Origin of the sequence: uncultured Streptococcus sp., assembly GCF_963525625.1 — a bacterium.
GTDB lineage: Bacteria > Bacillota > Bacilli > Lactobacillales > Streptococcaceae > Streptococcus.
On sequence record NZ_CAURLD010000005.1, the window covers coordinates 1 to 20,841 of the forward strand.

Here is a 20,841-nt window from a genome sequence, read left to right on the forward strand (position 1 = left end):
TGGGAATCTCTAGCTTTTTTGTAGCTGAGAACTATTTTGTCTCAGGTTCTTTTGCGCTCTCCCGAAATTCTTCTAGTTCAGTAACGGAATTTCTTCAAGGCTATTTTAGTCCTCAGACTTTTTCTTTCTCTTCTCTAATCCAAACAGTCCTAAACCTGATACTCCCGCAAGTAAGCTTGCAGCTAAGTATGAGGTTTCTTCTGTACCAGTCTTAGGAAGGGATTTTGCACCCTCACTCTTAGAAAGAGACGGTGGTGCAGGTGTAATCGTCCGCTCCGGCTGAACAGGATTTTCTGTCACAGTCGGAACGTAAACCGCTGAAATCGTCTGACCATTGCGGTCTTTGCGAATCACTGTTACGCCGTCAGCTTGACCGACAAAGCCCGTTTCCGGTACAAAGGTCACAGTACCATCTGGCGCAATCGTGTAAGTACCTTGGCCTGGAACAGCCTTTTCGGTGCTGCCATCCTCGAAAGTTGGCGGAACAGTTGGATCCACGTCTCCTTCAAAGATAGGCTTGCCGGTTTGAGGCTGGCCTTTGAGACCTGTGCTGCTGGTATCTTCTGTATCAGTGCTTCCCAAAACAGTTGGGGTATAAGTAGCCGTCACGGCATTGCCATAAATATCTGAACGTTTCACGACGACTCCACTGGCGGTTCCGACAAAGTCGGCTTCCGGTACAAAGGTCACTGCTCCCAGCATATTGAACCGATATGTTCCTTCTCCTGGGACAACCATTTCGGTGCTGCCATCCGCAAAGGTCGGTGCTACCACTTGGTCAATCGCCCCTTCAAAGGTTGGCGTGCCTGTTTGAGCTCGGCCCTTGCGACCGCTAGATACACTGTCCTTGCTAGTTGATGGTGCAACTACGGTCGGAATATAGCGAGCCGTCACTGAGGTGCCATTCTTATCACGACGGACAAGAGTCACACCAGTACCCTGACCAAGGAAATCAGCTTCTGGAGTGAAAGTGACTGTTCCATCTGGTGCGATAGTATAAGTTCCCTCACCTGGGATGGTCTTTTCCTTACTGCCATCTTCGAAGCTTGGTGCAATCGTCTCATCAATCGGAACTAGTGGATCACCTGCTTCGAAGACAGGTGTGCCAGTCTGAACATGACCCTTAATATTTGTAGAGGAAGCATCTTTACCAGTTGGAGTTACCTTGGCAAACTCTGGACTATAGGTAGCCGTGACTGGAGTTCCGTTTTTATCAACACGTTTCACAGTGATTGGATCGGGTTTTCCTACAAATTGCTTGTCTGGTGTGAAGGTCACTGCCTCATCAGGAGCAATGGTGTAAGTTCCCTGACCTGGAATGGTCTTTTCTTTACTTCCATCTGCGAAGGTAGGCTCTACTGAGTCATCAATTGGAACCAGTGGATCACCACCTTGGAAAGTTGGAGTACCTGTTTGTGGAACACCCTGAGGACCAGTGCTGGTCGCATTGGTAGCTGTAGGAATCACTTCTTTCACTACCGCTTGGTACTTGACGGTAACAGCGGTGCCATTGGCATCCGTACGAGTCAATTCGAGTTCTGGTGTTTCACCCTTGAACTGTTTATCTGGGGTAAAGGTTACCTTGCCATTTGCATCCACTTCGAACTTACCGACATTCGGTACTTCTTTAACAGAAGAACCATTGTCAAATAATGGAGTCGAACCAGCCGGGAATGGAACAGAGTCATGGCCTGGGGTGAAGGTGACTTTTCCTTCTTGAACCTGACCCTGCAGGCCTTCTGTCTTCTCACCAGTTCCTGTAGGAATCACTTTCGTAAACTCTGGACTGTAGGTCGCTGTCACTGGTGTGCCGTTCTTGTCAACACGTTTCACAATTACTGAATCTGGCTTACCTACAAACTGCTTGTCCGTCGTGAATGTCACTGCGCCATCTGGAGTGATGGTGTAAGTGCCCTGGCCTGGAATCTTCTTCTCCTTACTGCCATCTGCGAAAGTTGGCTCTACTGTGTCATCGATTGGAACCAATGGATCACCACCTTGGAAGCTTGGGCTACCTGTTTGCGGAACCCCCTGAGGACCTGTGCTGGTCGCATTAGTACCCGTTGGAGTTACCTTGGCAAACTCTGGACTATAAGTAGCAGTCACTTCCGTTCCGTTTTTATCGACACGTTTCACAGTGATTGGATCGGGTTTGCCTACGAATTGCTTGTCTGGTGTGAAAGTCACTTCTCCATCTGGAGTAATGGTGTATGTTCCTTGACCTGGGATGGTCTTCTTCTTACTGCCATCTGCGAAAGTTGGCTCAACTGACTCATCAATTGGAACCAGGGGATTGCCACCTTGGAAGCTTGGGCTACCTGTTTGTGGAACACCCTGAGGACCAGTGCTAGTCGCATCAGTGCCGGTTGGAACCACTTCTTTCACTACCGCTTGGTACTTGACGGTTACTGGAGTGCCATTGGCATCCACACGAGTCAATTCAAGCTCTGGTGTTTCACCCTTGAACTGCTTATCTGGCGTAAAGGTAACCTTACCATTTGCATCCACTTCGAACTTACCAACATTCGGTACTTCTTTGACAGAAGAACCATTGTCAAAGAACGGAGTCGAACCAGCCGGGAATGGAACAGAGTCATGGCCTGGGGTGAAGGTGACTTTTCCTTCTTGAACCTGACCCTGCAGGCCTTCTGTCTTCTCACCAGTTCCTGTTGGAGTCACCTTGGTAAACTCTGGACTGTAAGTCGCAGTCACTGGTGTCCCGTTCTTATCAACACGTTTCACTGTCACTGGCTCTGGTGTGCCTACAAACTGCTTCTCTGGGGTGAAAGTCACTGCGCCATCTGGAGTGATGGTGTAAGTTCCCTGACCTGGGATAACCTTCTTCTTACTGCCATCTGCGAAAGTTGGCTCAACTGTTTCATCAATTGGAACTAGTGGATCACCACCCGCAAAGGTTGGAATGCCAGTTTGAGGGACACCTTGAGGACCTGTGCTAGTCGCATTGGTGCTGATTGGAGTTACCTTGGTAACGGTCGGTGTATAAGTAGCAGTAACTTCAGTACCATTCTTATCCACACGTTTCACAGTGACTGGTGTTGGTGTACCAATATACTGTTTCTCTGGAGTAAAGGTGACAGAACCATCTGAGTTAATTGTGTATACCCCTACTCCTGGAACGGTCTTCTTAGACTGACCGTCTTCGAAGGTCATTGGACTATCCATGTCAATCGGAACAGCTGAGTTGCCAGGAGTGAAACTAGGTGTGCCTGATTGCGGCTGACCTTGAATGCCAGTTGATTCAGCATTGGTGCCAGTTGGAGTTACCTTGGTAACTTCTGGGGTATAAGTAGCCGTTATTTCTGTGCCGTTAGCATCGACTCGTTTAACCCTAACAGGTGTCGCCTTGCCAGTGAATTGCTTATCTGGAGTGAAGGTAATGGAACCGTCTGAATTAATGGTATAAGTTCCTTGATTAGCCACTACCAAAGTATCAGTTCCATTTTCAAAGGTCATTGGTTTGGTCATATCGATTGGAACTGCTTGGTCGCCTGGACTAAAAGTTGGATTGCCACTTTGCGGTTGACCTTGAAGGCCGGTTGATTCAGCATTGGTGCTAGTAGGCATTACCCGTGTTACCGTTGGCGTATAGGTAGCAGTCACTTCTGTTCCGTTTTTATCTACACGCTTAACAGTAACTGAAGCTGGGGTCCCCACATACTGTTTGTCTGGGGTAAAGGTGATAGTCCCATCTGAGTTGATGGTATATTCCCCTACTCCTTGAACCGTCTTCTTAGGTTGACCATCTTCAAATGTCATTGGAGAATCCATATCAATCGGAACAAGTGGATCACCACCTTGGAAGCTTGGGCTACCTGTTTGCGGAACACCCTGAGGACCTGTGCTAGTCGCGTCAGTTCCTCTTGGAATCACTTCTTTCACTACTGCTTGGTACTTGACAGTTACTGGAGTTCCATTCGCATCAGTCCGAGTCAATTCAAGTTCCGGTGTCTCACCCTTAAACTGCTTGTCTGGCGTGAAGGTCACTTTACCATTTGCATCTACTTCAAACTTACCGACATTCTGTACTTCTTTCACTGTTGAATTATTATCAAACAATGGTGTTGAATTCGCAGGGAACGGAACAGAGTCGTGCCCTGGGGTGAAGGTCACTTTACCTTCTTGAACTTGACCTTGCAGGCCTTCTGTCTTGTTTCCAAAACCAGTTGGCTTTACAGCCGTTACTGTTGCTTGATATTTTGCCTTCGCAAGGGTACCGTTGACATCTGCACGACTGACTCCAATTTCAGGTGTTTTACCTACAAATGTCTTGACCGGAGTAAAGGTAATATTACCATCAATATCCACTTCAAACTTACCAACATTTTCAATTTCTTTCACATTGGTACCAGTGTCAAAAATTGGCGGATTATCTGCTGAAAAACCAACTTCTGGTCTTCCGGCTTCAAAAGTAATCTTACCATTCTGAACCAATCCTTGTGGACCTTCAGTCTGATCACCAGTTGCGTTTGGAATAACTTCTTCAACAGTAGGAATATATTTAGCTGTCACTTCGGTGCCATTCACATCTAAACGTTTGACCGTGACTGGTGTTGCCTTACCAGTAAATTTCTTCTCCGGCTTAAAGGTAATGGAACCATCTGAATTAATAGTATAAGTTCCTTGATCAGCTACTACTAACGTGTCAGTCCCATTTTCAAAAGTCATGGGCTTGGTCATATTGATTGGGACTGCTTGGTCACCTGGGGTAAAGATCGGCTTGCCGCTTTGTGGTTGTCCTTGCAGGCCTGTTGACTCAGCATTGGTGCTAGTTGGTGTGACCCGTGTTACCGTTGGCGTGTAAGTGGCGGTTACTTCCGTTCCATTCGTATCAACGCGTTTAACAGTCACTGGTGTTGGTGTGCCAACATATTGCTTTTCTGGAGTGAAAGTAATCGAGCCATCTGACTCAATGACATAAGTACCGACCTTGTCTACCTTCTTAGTTGTTTGATTATTTTCAAAGGTCATGGGTTGGGCCATATCAATAGGCACAGACTTGTCACCTGGGGTGAAAGTAGGTGTACCTGATTGTGGTAGACCTTGAAGACCAGTGCTAGTCGCATTGGTACCTGTAGGAACCACTTCTTTCACCACTGCTTGGTATTTGACTGTAACTGGTGTGCCATTCACATCTGCTCGAATCAATGTCAGCTCAGGAGTGGTTCCCTTAAACTGCTTGTCTGACGTGAAAGTAACCTTACCATTCGCATCGACTTCAAATTTACCGACATTTGGCAATTCTTTAACAGTCAAACCGTTATCGAAGAGTGGAGTTGTTTCAGCTGGAAACGGCACAGAATCATGACCTGGTGTGAAGGTAACATGGCCTTCTTGAACCTGACCTTGTAATCCTTCAGTCTTATCACCAGTACCAGTCGGAGTTACCTTTGTAACAGTTGGGGTATAGGTTGCTCTTACTTCGGTGCCATTTTCGTCAACTCGTTTGACCGTCACCGCGGCTGGGGTACCCACATATTTCTTATCTGGAGTAAAGGTAATAGATCCATCTGAATTGATGGTGTATTCTCCCACGCCCGCAACAATCTTCTTAGGTTGATCATTGTCAAAGGTCATTTGCTTGTTATAGTCAATTGGGACCGCTGGGTCGCCTTCCTTGAAGACCGGCGTTCCTGTTTGTGGCACCCCTTGAGGACCTGATGAAGTAGCAGGTGTGCTGGTTGGTGTGACCTTGGTCACGTTAGGTGTATAGGTAGCAGTCACTTCTGTGCCGTTGGCATCTACGCGTTTAACCGTAACTGGTGTCGCCTTGCCAGTGAATTGCTTAAGCGGCTTGAAGGTAATGGTATCATCTGAATTGATAGTATAAGTTCCTTCATTCGCCACTTCCAAGGTGTCCGTCCCATTTTCAAAAGTCATGGCTTTGCTCATGTCAATTGGGATTTGTTGGTCACCTGCAGTGAAAGTTGGCTTACCACTTTGTGCTTGACCTTGAAGACCAGTTGATTCAGCATTGGTGCTTCTTGGCGTTACTTGGGTTACCTTAGGTTGATAACGTGCTCGGTGTGCTTTACCGTCGGTATCACTGACTTGAACTACCACTGGGTCTGGCGTGCCATAAAAAGTCTTGATAGGTTTGAAGGTCACTTGGCCGGTATTTGGATCCAATTCATAGGTTCCCACTTGCTGGCCATTGGCCATGGCAGGCACCGTATTTTCTGTTACCAGTCGTCCATTCGCATCCACAAAGCTAGCCGGACGAGTAGCTTCTGGCATGACAGGGGTCGTATTCGCATCATCATCGTTAAAAACTAACGTTTTGTTTTGTTCCAGTCCCTGAAGACCACTTGATTCGTAGTTTGGAATCTTACGAACTGTCGGCACATAACGGCCGTCCATACTAGTCAATTGATCATTTTTATTAGGGTCAGCAGCATCCGTCGAAGCCCAACCAGTCGAGGTACCATTGCTGTCAGTCCAACGAATATTAATTCCATCAGCAGTTCCAGAAAAGTCCGCATTTGGAGTGAAAGCAACTTGAATATCATTGCCATTGACGGTCAAGCGATAGGTCCCTTCTGGACGAATATAGTTGCCATCAACGGCTGTCAGAACTTGGCCTTGCTTATCCAAAACCTGAGGCGCTTGGGTGCTCATAACTGCATTGACACTGTCGTCTGAGCGATCCGTTCCTTTAGGTGTGAAGTGAAGTACAGCAGTTTGAGTCTCGCCTGTAAAGCCATCCGTAGTCTGCTTCTCCCCCTTAGGAGGATAAATGCGGTGCAAGAGCATATCTTCTACTTCACCACTAAAGGCAATACCAGTTGGTTGCTCAATATCGCCTTTATTAGTCGCAATTCGGAAACGCATACCCAATTTGTCCACTTGACCGCCACTAATATTGGGGTTGGCATTGAAGGTCAAGATATAGTCACCAGCAGCTGTAATCTCTTGTAGGTTGCTACCTTCGCTTTCATTGAAGACTCCATCATTGTTGAAGTCTATCCAGGCCTTGACATAAGATTTAGCATTGCCATTTGGGTTAGCTTTGATTTTAATTGTGTAAGTTCCATTTTTTGCTTTGTCTAAATCAAGCAAATCATTAGAAGCACTTAATTGATCGTCCGCTAGTAATTGGCTGGCTCCCTCGTCCTTATGCTCCTTTTTATCATCCAGAACCCAGTCATTGGATGACTCAACATCAATATCAGCTGGCGTTGTCCCTAAATAAGGCTGATTAATTAGCTTACCAGTCAGAGAATCACGACCTGAAATGGTATGGAAGGCTTCGCCATAAGTCGCTGGCGCATCACTTCCATCCACCACTAAAAATCCCATCATCATAGCTTGTTGCCCAGATGATGCTACATAAAATCCTACTTCAGAAGCTCCGCGTGTCATCACCACAGGAACCGTCCGTTCGTTCGAACGGTTTGGTCCAAAGACCTGAGTCCCCAGGCCACCTGTCACTGTATCCGGACTGAGGTACTTATACCAGTCTACGCTTGTATCTCTTAAGATTAAGAGGCCGCCGCGCGTTTTTTTATCCGCTTCATCCACCATTTGCTTGGTAATAACCGTGTAGGCTTCTTTGGCAGTACTCTTATTCTTCCATTCACCGAGATATTCCCATCCTTCTCCGTTAGTAGTGAAGATAGCAAATTCACCTGGGTTGGCGTCTTCACCATCAGCCATAACCACCGTAGGGGCCACGCGCTTACCTAGATAGGTAGCCTCAATATTGAATTGCACTCCCCAGTTAGCTGAATCCTCAGGGTAAACAAGTTGCGTCTTATGATTCTGGGTATTAAAACCTTGATTACGAATAGTTGTCCATTGATCCTGACTTGCCCCTATAACTGAAAGGGGTGCTCTCCCATATTTTGAACTCGACTTCAAGAAATCATTTTGTGCATTTGGGTCATAAGTATTTGCTGTCGGTGTTCCTTCAACCCGTTTTCTATAAGTTTCAGTCGAGTTAAAAGGTTTAAGCTCAGTGACCGTCAGGGTTACTTCATAGCCAGGTGAAATTTCCTTCTTGAAGGTCGTTCCTACTTGGAGTCCGCCTCGTGAATCCAATCCTTTCCAACTTGCTGTATCCGAAAAATCAAGCCAAGTAATCTGTTTGGCTAATTGGGTACTATCTTTCTTGACCGACTCCTCCAAGCTTGGTTTAGGTACTCGTGGCGTAGAAGTAGCATCGTCTGCCCCAGCCGGTCCAGTACCTATCGTAACTCCTGTTGTTACGCTGTTCTGTTGTCCAGTAGGTGTAGCATCCCGTCTCACACGACGAGAGCGATTAGGCTGAGCTAGATCTGCGGTTGCTTCTGACTTTTCAGCCACGACAGCTGCGTTAGATGTTTCTGAGTGAACAGTGATTGGTTGAGTATTCTCAACTGATTTAGTTGCTGTAGATTCAGTAGATTCTTCAACTTTCTCAGGCTCTGAGCTTCTTGGACTAGGATTATCATCTGATCGAGGGGTCTCACTAGCAAAAGCAAGTTCTGAACTTTCTTTTGCTTGTAAATGTTCAGAAGCCACAGTTTCAGCAGAATTCACTGATGATTCGGCTATTCCTGTTTGCGAAACTTCGTTTGGGGCACCAGAATCACTAGCTTCGTCAGCACTAACTTGTGCCGCTGCTCCCAAAAGAAGCAGGGTTGACAAGAGCACAGAACAAACACCGACGTTTAGTTTTCGAATCGAAAACTTACGCAGGTGAGGATTAAATAAATCTTTTCCCATAATAATCTCCTAAATAATCATCTAGTTACAATAGTTTTATTATACAACATTCCATTTTAGTTAGCTATATATATAATTATAATTATATAAATTTTTTAAAAAAATGGACATAAAGTGTTTTATAGTCTATTTTTAAAAACAAAAGAAAAAATAGGCAGTGGAAAAATCCTTATAAATTAAATAAATCTAGGAATATTTCAGATTTTACTTTAGTGTTTAACATTTTAGAAATACTGTTATTATGAAGTTTTTTAAGATTTATTCCCTTGGATATAAAGAAAAAAGATTCACTAATGAATCTTCCCTCTTTTAATTTAGGTGTTAGAACCTAAGTTCTCACCTCTTAGTCTTCAGACTTCTTCTTTCTCTTCTCTAAGCCAAGAAGTCCCAAACCTGATACTCCCGCAAGCAAGCTTGCAGCTAAGTATGAGGTTTCTTCTGTACCTGTCTTAGGAAGGGATTTTGCACCCTCACTCTTAGAAAGAGACGGTGGTGCAGGCGTAATCGTCCGCTCTGGCTGAACAGGATTTTCTGTCACAGTTGGAACGTAAACCGCTGAAATCGTCTGACCATTACGATCTTTGCGAATCACTGTCACACCGTCAGCTTGACCGACAAAGCCCGTTTCCGGTACAAAAGTCACAGTGCCATCTGGCGCAATCGTGTAAGTACCTTGGCCTGGAACAACCTTTTCAGTACTGCCATCCTCGAAAGTTGGAGGAACAGTTGGATCCACGTCTCCTTCAAAGATTGGTTTACCAGTCTGCGGCTGGCCTTTGAGACCCGTGCTGCCGGTATCTTCTGTGGCAGTACTTCCCAAAACAGTTGGGGTATAGGTAGCCGTCACGGCATTGCCATAAATATCTGAACGCTTCACGACGACTCCGCGAGTAGTTCCGACAAAGTCTGCTTCCGGCACAAAGGTCACTGCTCCCAGCATATTGAACCTGTAAGTTCCCTCACCTGTGACAACCTTTTCGGTGCTGCCATCCGCAAAGGTAGGTGCTACTGCCTGGTCAATCGCCCCTTCAAAGGTTGGCGTGCCCGTTTGAGCTTGGCCCTTGCGGCCGCTAGATACACTGTCCTTGCTAGTTGATGGTGCAACTACGGTAGGAACATAACGAGCTGTAACTGTGGTGCCATTCTTATCGCGACGGACAAGGGTCACACCGCTTCCCTGACCAAGGAAATCAGCATCTGGAGTAAAGGTGACTGTGCCATCTGGTGCGATAGTATAAGTTCCCTGACCCGGAATAGTTTTTTCCTTGCTTCCGTCTTCGAAACTTGGTGCAATCGTCTCATCAATTGGAACCAATGGATCACCTGCTTCGAAGATAGGTTTGCCGGTTTGAACATGACCTTTGATATTTGTAGATGTGGTATCTTTACCAGTTGGGACTACTGCTTTCACTATCGCTTGATATTTGACAATAACAGGAGTTCCGTTAGCGTCTAAACGAATCAATCCCAATTCTGATGTTTCACCCTTGAATTGTTTTATTGGAGTGAAAGTCACCTTGTTATCGGCATCCACTTCGAACTTACCAACATTTGGTACTTCTTTAATATTCTTTCCGTTACCAAAAAGTGGAGTCGAACCAGCGGGGAATGGAACTAATTTATGTCCTGGCGTGAAAGTCACTTGACCTTTTTGAACCTGACCTTGCAAACCTTCTGTCTTAGTACCGGTGCCTGTTGGAGTTACCTTGGTAAACTCTGGACTGTAGGTCGCTGTCACTGGTGTGCCGTTCTTATCCACTCGTTTCACAGTGATTGGATCTGGTTTGCCTACAAATTGCTTGTTTGGCGTGAAGGTCACTGCGCCATCCGGAGTGATGGTATACGTTCCTTGACCTGGAATGGTCTTCTTCTTGCTTCCATCTTCAAAGGTTGGCTCAACAGTCTCATCAATCGGAACTAGTGGGTCCGCACCTTTGAAAGTTGGAGTGCCTGTTTGCGGAAGACCTTGTGGGCCAGTGCTCGTCACGGTGGTACTTGTTGGAGTTACCTCTTTCACTACTGCTTGGTACTTAACTGTAACAGGGGTACCATTGACATCAGTGCGAGTCAATTCAAGTTCTGGTGTTTCACCCTTGAATTGTTTGTCTGGAGTGAAAGTAACCTTGCCGTCTGCATCCACTTCGAACTTACCAACATTCGGCACTTCTTTGACAGAAGAACCATTATCAAACAGTGGAGTCGAATCCGTTGGGAATGGAACAGAATCATGGCCCGGAGTGAAGGTGACTTTGCCTTCTTGAACTTGGCCTTGCAAGCCTTCTGTTTTAGTGCCGGTACCTGTTGGAGTCACCTTGGTAAACTCTGGAATGTAAGTCGCAGTTACTGGAGTACCATTCTTATCCACACGTTTCACAGTGATTGGATCAGTTTTGCCTACGAATTGCTTCTCTGGAGTAAAGGTCACTGAGCCATCTGGAGTAATGGTGTAAGTTCCCTGACCTGGAATAGTCTTTTCCTTGCTGCCATCGTCGAAGCTTGGCTCAATTGTTTCATCAATCGGAACTAGTGGGTCACCACCTGTGAAGGTTGGAGTACCCGTTTGAGGAACACCCTGAGGACCAGTGCTGGTTGCGGTAGTTCCTATCGGGGTCACTTTCTCAACTGTAGGTGTGTACTTAGCGGTCACTGGCGTACCATTTTTGTCCACTCGCTTAACAACAACTGGGTCTGGTGTGCCAACAAATTGCTTGTCTGGTGTGAAAGTAACAGAACCATCTGGTGCCACTTCAAAAGTACCGACATTTGGAACTTCCTTGCGTTTGCTTCCATCATCAAAAGTCGCTGGAGCATCATTATCCATTGGTACATCTGGATTGCCACTGACAAAGTTTGGCTTACCTGTCTGTGGACGTCCTTGTTTACCAGTGCTGGTTGAGGTAGTACCTGTCGGAGTGACTTCTTTCACTACTGCTTGGTACTTGACAGTTGCTGGTGTTCCATTAGCATCAGTCCGAGTCAATTCGAATTCAGGTGTTTCACCCTTGAATTGTTTGTCTGGAGTGAAGGTGACCTTGCCATCTGCATCCACTTCGAACTTACCGACATTCGGTACTTCTTTGACAGAAGAACCATTGTCAAATAACGGAGTCGAACCAGCAGGAAATGGAACTGAATCATGGCCAGGTATGAAGGTCACTTTACCTTCTTGGACCTGACCTTGCAAGCCTTCTGTCTTAGTACCGGTTCCTGTCGGAGTTACAGCAGTCACAGTCGCTTGATAGTTAGCCTTAGCTACTGTACCATTGGCATCGGCACGGCTGAGTTCGATTTCTGGTGTCTTACCGACAAAGGTTTTGACTGGAGTAAAGGTAACATTACCCTCCATATCAACCTCGAACTTACCGACTTTGGCAATTTCTTTGACATTCGTGCCAGTATCAAAGACTGGTGTGCTGTCGGTTGGGAAGCCGACTTGCGGACTTCCGGCTTCAAAAGTAACCTTTCCTTTTTGAACTTGGCCTTGAAGCCCCTCTGTCTGAGCACCTGTCGCTCTTGGTGTGACTTTTTCAACAGTAGGCGTGTACTTTGCTGTCACAGGAGTGCCATTCTTGTCCACTCGCTTAACAGTTACCGGATCTGGTGTACCAACATATTGCTTGTCCGGTGTGAAAGTGACAGATCCATCTGGTGCTACTTCAAAGGTACCGACATTTGGTACTTCCTTGCGTTTGCTTCCATCATCGAAAGTCGCTGGTGTATCATTATCCAGTGGTACATTCGGGTCGCCACCAACAAAGTTTGGTTTACCCGTTTGTGGTCGGCCTTGTGGACCAGTGCTAGTTGAGGTAGTACCTGTCGGAGTGACTTCTCTCACTACCGCTTGGTACTTAACTGTAACAGGGGTACCATTGACATCAGTCCGAGTCAATTCAAGTTCCGGTGTTTCCCCCTTGAATTGTTTGTCTGGAGTGAAAGTCACCTTGCCATCCGCATCCACTTCGAACTTACCAACATTCGGTACTTTCTTCACTGTTGAATTGTTATCAAAAAGCGGAGTCGAACCAGCCGGGAATGGAACTGAATCATGACCAGGCGTGAAGGTCACTTTGCCTTCTTGGACTTGGCCTTGAAGACCTTCTGTTTTAGTGCCGGTACCTGTTGGAGTCACCTTGGTAAACTCTGGACTGTAAGTCGCAGTTACTGGAGTACCATTCTTATCCACTCGTTTCACAGTGATTGGATCTGGTCTGCCTACAAACTGCTTCCCTGGCGTGAAGGTCACTGATCCATCTGGAGTAATGGTGTAAGTTCCCTGACCTGGAATCTTCTTCTCCTTACTTCCATCTGCAAAGGTTGGCTCAACTGTTTCATCGATTGGAACCAGTGGATCTCCACCCTCAAAGGTTGGGGTACCAGTTTGTGGACGGCCTTGTGGACCGGTGCTAGTCGCGTCGGTGCCTGTTGGAGTTACTTTAGTGAACTCTGGACTGTAGGTCGCAGTCACTGGTGTGCCGTTCTTGTCCACTCGCTTCACTGTGATTGGGTCCGGTGTGCCTACAAACTGCTTCTCTGGCGTGAAAGTCACTACGCCATCTGGAGTGATGGTGTAAGTTCCCTGACCTGGAATCTTCTTCTCCTTACTTCCATCTGCAAAGGTTGGCTCAACTGTTTCATCAATTGGAACTAGTGGGTCCGCAGCTTTGAAGATTGGAGTTCCTGTTTGCGGGATACCTTGTGGACCGGTGCTCGTAACGGTGGTAGCTGTTGGAGTTACTTCTTTCACTACCGCTTGGTACTTAACTGTTACTGGTGTTCCGTTGGCATCCACACGAATAATTCCTAATTCTGGTGTTTCACCCTTGAACTGTTTGTCTGGAGTAAAAGTTACAGTGCCATCAGCATCCACTTCGAACTTACCGATATTTGGTACTTCTTTAATATTTTTTCCGTTACCAAATAGCGGAGTTGAACCTGATGGGAACGGAACTAATTCATGGCCTGGCGTGAAGGTGACATGACCTTTTTGAACCTGACCTTGCAAGCCCTCTGTCCTGTCACCAGTACCTGTCGGAGTAACAGCTGTCACAGTTGCTTGGTAATTGGCCTTGGCTACTGTACCATTAACATCGGCACGGCTGAGTTCAACTCCTGGTGTCTTACCGACAAACGATTTGACTGGTGTGAAGGTAACATTACCATCCGCATCAACCTCGAACTTACCAACTTTGGCAATTTCTTTGACATTAGTGCCAGTGTCAAAAATTGGCGTGCTGTTTTCTGGGAAGCCGACTTGCGGACTTCCGGCTTCAAAAGTAACCTTACCTTTTTGAACTTGGCCTTGAAATCCCTCTGTCTGAGCACCTGTCGCTCTTGGAGTCACCTTTTCAACTGTAGGCGTATACTTGGCTGTCACAGGAGTGCCATTTTTGTCCACTCGCTTAACAACAACTGGATCTGGTGTACCAACATATTGCTTATCTGGGGTAAAGGTGACAGAACCATCTGGTGCCACTTCAAAGATACCGACATTTGGAACAACCTTGCGCTTGCTTCCGTCGTCGAAAGTAGCAGGAGTGTCATTATCCAGTGGTACTCCAGGAGCGCCGCTTACGAAGTTTGGCTTGCCTGTTTGTGGCCGGCCTTGCTCACCAGTGCTGGTAATATTTGTTCCCGTTGGAACCACTTCTTTCACTACTGCTTGATATTTGACTGTAACTGGAGTGCCATTCACATCTGCTCGAATCAATGTCAGCTCAGGGGTGGTCCCCTTAAATTGCTTGTCTGGCGTGAAAGTAACCTTACCATTCGCATCGACTTCAAATTTACCGACATTTGGCAATTCTTTAACAGTCAAACCGTTATCGAAGAGTGGAGTTGTTTCAGCTGGAAACGGCACAGAATCATGACCTGGTGTGAAGGTAACATGGCCTTCTTGAACCTGACCTTGTAATCCTTCAGTCTTATCACCAGTACCTGTTGGCGTCACCTTGGTGAACTCTGGGCTGTAAGTTGCCGTCACCGGCGTACCATTCTTATCAACACGTTTCACCGTCACCGGCTCTGGTGTGCCTACAAACTGCTTCTCTGGTGTGAAGGTCACTGTGCCATCTGGTGCAATGATATAAGTTCCTTGACCTGGAATAGCCTTTTCCTTGCTACCATCTTCGAAAGTTGGCTCGACTGCTTCATCAATCGGAACCAGTGGATCACCACCTTGGAAAGTTGGGGTACCTGTTTGTGGGATACCTTGAGGACCTGTGCTAGTCACGTTAGTTCCTGTTGGAGTTACTGGTGTAACTGTCGCGATATAAGTGACTTTTGCTGCAATACCATTTGCGTCTTTGCGAGAAATGCTAATTTCTGGCGTTTCACCTACAAAGCGCTTGTCTGGCGTAAAGGTGACATTGCCCTCCGCATCTACTTCGAACTTACCGACTTTGGCAATTTCTTTGACATTTGTACCCGTGTCAAAGACTGGGGTGCTGTTGGCTGGGAATCCTACTTTAGGATCGCCAGCTTTAAAAGTTACACGGCCTTTTTGAACTTGGCCTTGCGGACCTTCTGTCTGATCTCCAGTTCCCGTCGGAGTCACAGCGGTCACAGTCGCCCGATATTTGGCCTTAGCTACTGTGCCGTTGACATCTGCTCGGCTGAGTTCAACTTCTGGAGTTTTGCCTACAAACGTTTTGACTGGAGTAAAGGTGACATTCCCTTCTCCATCCACTTCGAACTTACCGATTTTGGCAATTTCTTTCACATTCGTGCCAGTATCAAAGACTGGCGTGCTGTTCTCTGGGAAACCAACTTGCGGACTTCCTGGTTCAAAAGTAACCTTGCCTTTTTGAACTTGACCTTGAGCGCCTTTTGTCTGAGCACCTGTTGCTCTTGGGGTCACTTTCTCAACAGTAGGTGTGTACTTAGCCGTCACAGGAGTGCCATTCTTATCTACACGCTTAACTGTTACTGGGTCTGGTGTCCCAACATATTGCTTGTCAGGTGTGAAAGTAACAGATCCATCTGGTGCCACTTCAAAGATACCGACATTTGGAACCACCTTACGCTTGCTTCCATCGTCGAAAGTCGCTGGAGTATCATCATCCAGTGGTACACCTGGGTTGCCACTGACAAAGATTGGCTTACCTGTCTGTGGACGGCCTTGTTTACCAGTGCTGGTGATGTTTGTCCCTGTTGGAGTTACAGCAGTGACTGTTGCCTTGTAGATAGCTGTAGCTGTGCTGCCATTCGTATCTGTACGAGTAATCCTGATGTCTGGCGTAAGGCCTTTAAATTGTTTCTCTGGAGTAAAGGTTACATTTCCATTCACGTCCACTTCAAACTTACCAACAGTAGGCACTTCTTTAACAGTCGAACCATTGTCAAAGAGCGGAGTTGAGCCAGCCGGAAAGACCACTGTTTGTTTTTGACCGTTGACTTGCGCAGAACCTTCTGTGAAGCTGACTTTTCCTCGCTGAACTTGGCCTTGTATGCCACTGGTTTCAGCATTCGTCGCACTTGGTGCTGCTGCTTTTACATCAGCCTGATAGGTAGCTGTTACTTCTGTTCCATTGACATCTACTCGCTTGATAGTCTCTGCTGCTGGGCGTCCAGTATAAGTCAGCAGTGGAGTAAAGGTAACTAGACCTTGATTATCCACCTGATAGGTACCAAGACCAGCAACTGTTTTAGTCTGGCTGCCATTATCAAAGGTTGGCAACTTCTTGCTATCAATAGGTACACGATTATTGCCTGGATTGAAGGTCAGCTGTCCTGTCTGAACTGCGCCTTGAATGCCCTCGCTGCTGGCACCTTGAGCAGATGGTCTAACAGGAGTCACCTTTGGCTGATAAACAGCTTGATGCGGAATACCTTTGCCATCAATCATTTGAACAGACACAGGGTCAACAGTACCAACAAAGTTTTTGTTTGGTTTGAAAGTAATCTTACCTGTTGCAGGCTCCACTTCAAAACGGCCAACTTCCTGACCATTTGATAAAGCTGGAACTCTAGTATCATCTGTAGTTGTTCCATCTGCTTTCACAAATTTTACAGGATTTGCTGTACTTGGACTTGCCGGACTTTTGCTAGCATCACCATCATGAAAGATAGGCGTCTTTTCTTGCGTTAGTCCTTGAGCATCCGTTGTTTCATACTTAGGAACATTCAGCACGGTTGGTACATAGCGTCCGTCCATGGTGTTGAGCTGGTCATTGATGACTGCTTCAGCTTGATTCTTAGCAACCCAGTCTGTGCTTGCACCATTAGTGTCAAAGCGACGGATGTTAATCCCCTGAGCTGTCCCAACAAAGCCAGCCTCAGGCTCGTAGACAACATCCACATCAGCACCCTTAGCTGTTACTTTATAACGGCCTTCAGCAGTCTTATACCAACCTTCTGCATTTGCAGTCAGCACATTACCATTAGCATCCAATACAATCGGAGCTTTAGTAGTATCAATTGCTACTTTCTTGTTTTCAGTATTTTGAGCAATCCCCTGTGGAGTGAAATGAAGAGTGGCTGTCTGTCTCTGGTCAAGGATTCCAGTACTTTCCTTCTTCTCACCTTTTGGTGGATAGGTCAGTTCAACTTCTAAGTCTTCCACCTCACCACTAAATGCAGTTCCAGTAGGCTTTTCAATATCTCCCTTGTTCAAGGCAATCCGAACCCGCATTCCAAGCTTGCTAAGTTCAGGATTGGTCATGGCTGGATTCTTCTTAAAGTTGACAGTATAATCTCCCGCAGTTGTTACTTCGGTAAATTCACTGGCTTCGTCTTCGTCAAAGACACCGTTATTATTGAAGTCAATCCAGGCGCGAACATAGGCTTTTTCGTATCTATTAGCCGAAGCATGGATGCGGAGAGAATAATCTCCGTCATGCAGACGATTTACTGGAAAAAGACCATTGGTTTTCCCGACTAAATCATCAGACAAGAGCTGATTAATACCTTCATCGGCTAAATCATTCTGATCGTCATGCTTCCAGTTGTTTCCAGATGTGGTATCAATATCAGCCGCAACACGGCCCAAGAATGGCTGTGGATTTTGACCGCCAGTTTCAGCATTGTATCTTGAAATAGCATGGATAGCTTTTCCATAAGAATCCGGTGCATCCCCTTCATCAATTGCCATAAAACCAATCATCGCAGCCTGCTGACCAGAAGAAGCTATGTAAATACCAACCTCTGATGCACCACGTGTCATGACAAGCGGAATTGTATTGTTTCTAGAAACGTTCGGTCCAAATACTTGACTTCCCAGTCCGCCAGTCTTTTGGTCAGGACTGACATAGGCCTGCCAATGAACACCAGTACCGTCATTTCCAATAAATTGGCCTTCTGTAGTAGGCTTCATTGGCTTATAGGTTTCTGTAATCTCAGTAGTCACACCATTTGCGTCTGTAACTGTTCGCTTCCACTCGGCCAAATGTTCCCAACCCTTACCATTGGTTGTAAAGATAGCATACTCACCAGGGTTTGCCTCTTCGCCATCAGCCATGACAACTGTTGCTTTAACTGGCTTCCCACGATATCTAGCTTCAACTTTGAACTTCACACCATAGTTGGCTTCATCTTTAGGAACCTGCAGTTGGGTCTTACGACCTTTAGTATCAATTCCCTCTGACTTAATAGCTGAATATTGATTCTGAGCAGCACCAGTAATTTTAGGACGGTAATCATCACCATACCAATACTGATAAGCATAATTATTACTATTGTTATATTGAAGCCAAGTATTTTTTGCATTGGGATCATAACTGCTTTCGTACTCAGTTCCCTTTACTCGATCACGATAGATTTCTGTCGCATAGAAAGGTTTCAATTCAGTAACAGTCAGTTTGACCACATAGCCTGGAGAAATCTCTTTTTCATAAACCGTTCCAACTTTAAAGGAGCCATCTCTATCTAGATTTCTCAGTGATTTCGTATCACCAAAATCTAGCCAGTTTACCTGCTTCATCAACTCATCAGAGCGTTTTCTTACAGATTCTTCCAGTGTTGGTTTAGAAACTGTAGGATTAGCTGTTGCATCTTGTGTGGCAGAACTAGCTTGGCCAGCAGGACTGGTAGTACGAAATGATGTTCCTCTCTCCATCGGCTGGCCATTACGTTCAGACCTAGGCATAGCTGTAGAACTTGGTTTTGGCGTATATTGCACTGAATAAGAGCGCGTCCGACTAGTTTCAGCAGGTCCTGCTTCATTAGAGGTCTCAGCTGTTTGATTAGCTTCTTGTGCCTTTTCAGGTGTCGCTTGCTCTGGAGCTGCAGCTGGACTTACCAGCTGATTTTGATCCGCACTTGCTTCTGAGTTAGCTATTTCTGAAACAGCAGATGTTGCTGTATTTTCATTAGCAGGCTGACTTACTGGCTGACTGACAGCAGACTCCGTCGGCTTTTCTGGCAGTGAGATACTATCATCCACAGTTCCGCTGGCAGTTTCATCTGCATTGACTGTAGCCGCAGTACCTAAAAGGAAAACGGTAGATAATAATACCGAGCAAACTCCAACATTTAATTTTCGAATTGAAAACTTGTTTAAATGGGGATTAAATAATTCTTTTCCCATAGAATCTCCTATATTAATATTTAATAGCAACTGGTATTATACAACATTTATATTTAGTTAGCCATGGATATGACTGTAGTTGAGGGCTATTGTGTCCAAAAATGGACACATAAAAAAAAGGCTCCATTTTTATAGTAAAAAAGAAGATCCGCAAACGAATCTTCTCACTTTTAACCTTCTGATAAAACCTTATCTAATTTTTCCTGCAGGGCTGCTAATTCCCAACCTTCGATTTCTTTTAGCTTATGATTGGTCACTGCCAGCCCCTCATATTTGAGTCCGCAGTTCCGGCAAAAGCGGTTCATGACGTAGTCCAGCATTTCAATTTCTTTGCTAGGCTGAGAACCTTGCAAGAGCAAGAACACCTTTTTGCCCTTAAGTGCTTCTTGCGGCTCATGCACATCAGCTACTCGGTCCAACAGAGTTTTTAGCAAACCCGAAAAAGACCACCAATAAATAGGACTGGTAAACACCAAAACATCGGCTTGGCTCAGCTGCTCATAGACTTGAAAGAACTGATCGTTTTCTGCTGACTGGCCATATTGCTCAATATGATAGTCCACTAATTGAAGAGCTTCATAATCTCTATCTCGCAGAAAAAAGTGCCCCAACTTAAAACTATTACCGTTCCTATTCGGGCTGGCGTTTACCAAATAAATCATAGCTTCTCTTCCCCTCTATTCTTTTTCCAATTATATCAAAAAAGAGGGCAGCAAACAATGCTAGCCCCTGCTATTTATTCCGACTTTTCCATATCTTCTTTCATCTCATCCATGTTAAACTTAGCAAAGAGATACTTACGATCTTGTACTGGGAAACGCTGATCCAGCTGGTCTACAGCACCCAACTCGACGACACCTTCCTTTATGACAAAGTCCATGACGTGACCGCCAAAAGTCAAATCATCCGATACAAAATGCAGATGATAACCTGCCAGACTGACTCCGTGGAAAATCTCAGGCGTCCAGATACCAACAATGGTGCCTGTGACATTTTCCTTACGATACTCAGGTTGGTTAACCGCTACTTCCGCAAACTTCCGTTCTGTCGTAGACTTGGGAATCATCCGAACATGCATGCGGGCGAAATCGCCATGAATCTTGATAGAGCGGAAAAGATTTTCCCCATCATAGTAAGACTCAATTCTCTTCTCCAGCTCCTTGTCATCCATCTCAAAGCGCTGACGGAAAATGACCTCCGCCTGATGTGGAACAACTGCCGCATAAGGTACTGTCATATCCGGTGACACCTCAACCACTTCTGGCACTTCTCCAGAGCCCTTTGCCTGATAAGCCTTACCATTGAGAACAATGAGCTCACCATCAATAGAGTCCAGTGTCCCCAAGCCCAAATCTCCATACTGCAGCAGCTCCCCAACGGTCATACTGCCGTCGTAAAGACCAGCCATCAAAGCTCCCAAAGTATTATATTGAAATAATTTGATTGGTTCTGCCATTCTTTTTCCTTAATCTTTCTCTTCCTAAAAATATTATTGACCATCCAGCTAAGCTTTTTTCATCCTAATTACATGTTCTTACTGAATTTCTACCGCCAATCATTATACCACAAATTATGGGAAAGGGCTGAGTGAGTGC

General features: G+C 45.8%; 4 protein-coding genes. All 4 read right to left on the reverse strand.

Annotation, left to right across the window (positions count from 1 at the left end; translation table 11 throughout):
- Nucleotides 1-105 precede the first annotated feature (105 nt).
- The 4 genes from RYK49_RS03945 to budA all read right to left on the reverse strand — a co-directional run bounded on the left by RYK49_RS03945 (nt 106) and on the right by budA (nt 20,702).
- Entirely contained in the window at nt 106-8,724 is an 8,619-nt protein-coding gene (locus tag RYK49_RS03945; RefSeq protein WP_314864926.1) for a CshA/CshB family fibrillar adhesin-related protein, read from the reverse strand.
- Nucleotides 8,725-9,067: 343 nt separating this feature from the next.
- Nucleotides 9,068-19,246 carry a CshA/CshB family fibrillar adhesin-related protein gene (locus RYK49_RS03950; RefSeq protein ID WP_314864928.1) on the reverse strand — a complete coding sequence of 3,393 codons (10,179 nt, stop codon included), beginning with the start codon at nt 19,244-19,246 and terminating at the stop codon, nt 9,068-9,070.
- A gap of 170 nt (nt 19,247-19,416) precedes the next feature.
- A complete protein-coding gene (locus RYK49_RS03955; RefSeq protein ID WP_002919258.1) occupies nt 19,417-19,908 on the reverse strand; it encodes a flavodoxin family protein in 492 nt (163 codons plus the stop codon).
- A 74-nt stretch (nt 19,909-19,982) separates the two neighbouring features.
- The gene (budA, locus tag RYK49_RS03960; protein WP_002921628.1) at nt 19,983-20,702 is read right to left on the reverse strand and encodes an acetolactate decarboxylase; all 720 of its coding nucleotides are present in this window, start codon (nt 20,700-20,702) and stop codon (nt 19,983-19,985) included.
- Nucleotides 20,703-20,841 lie beyond the last annotated feature (139 nt).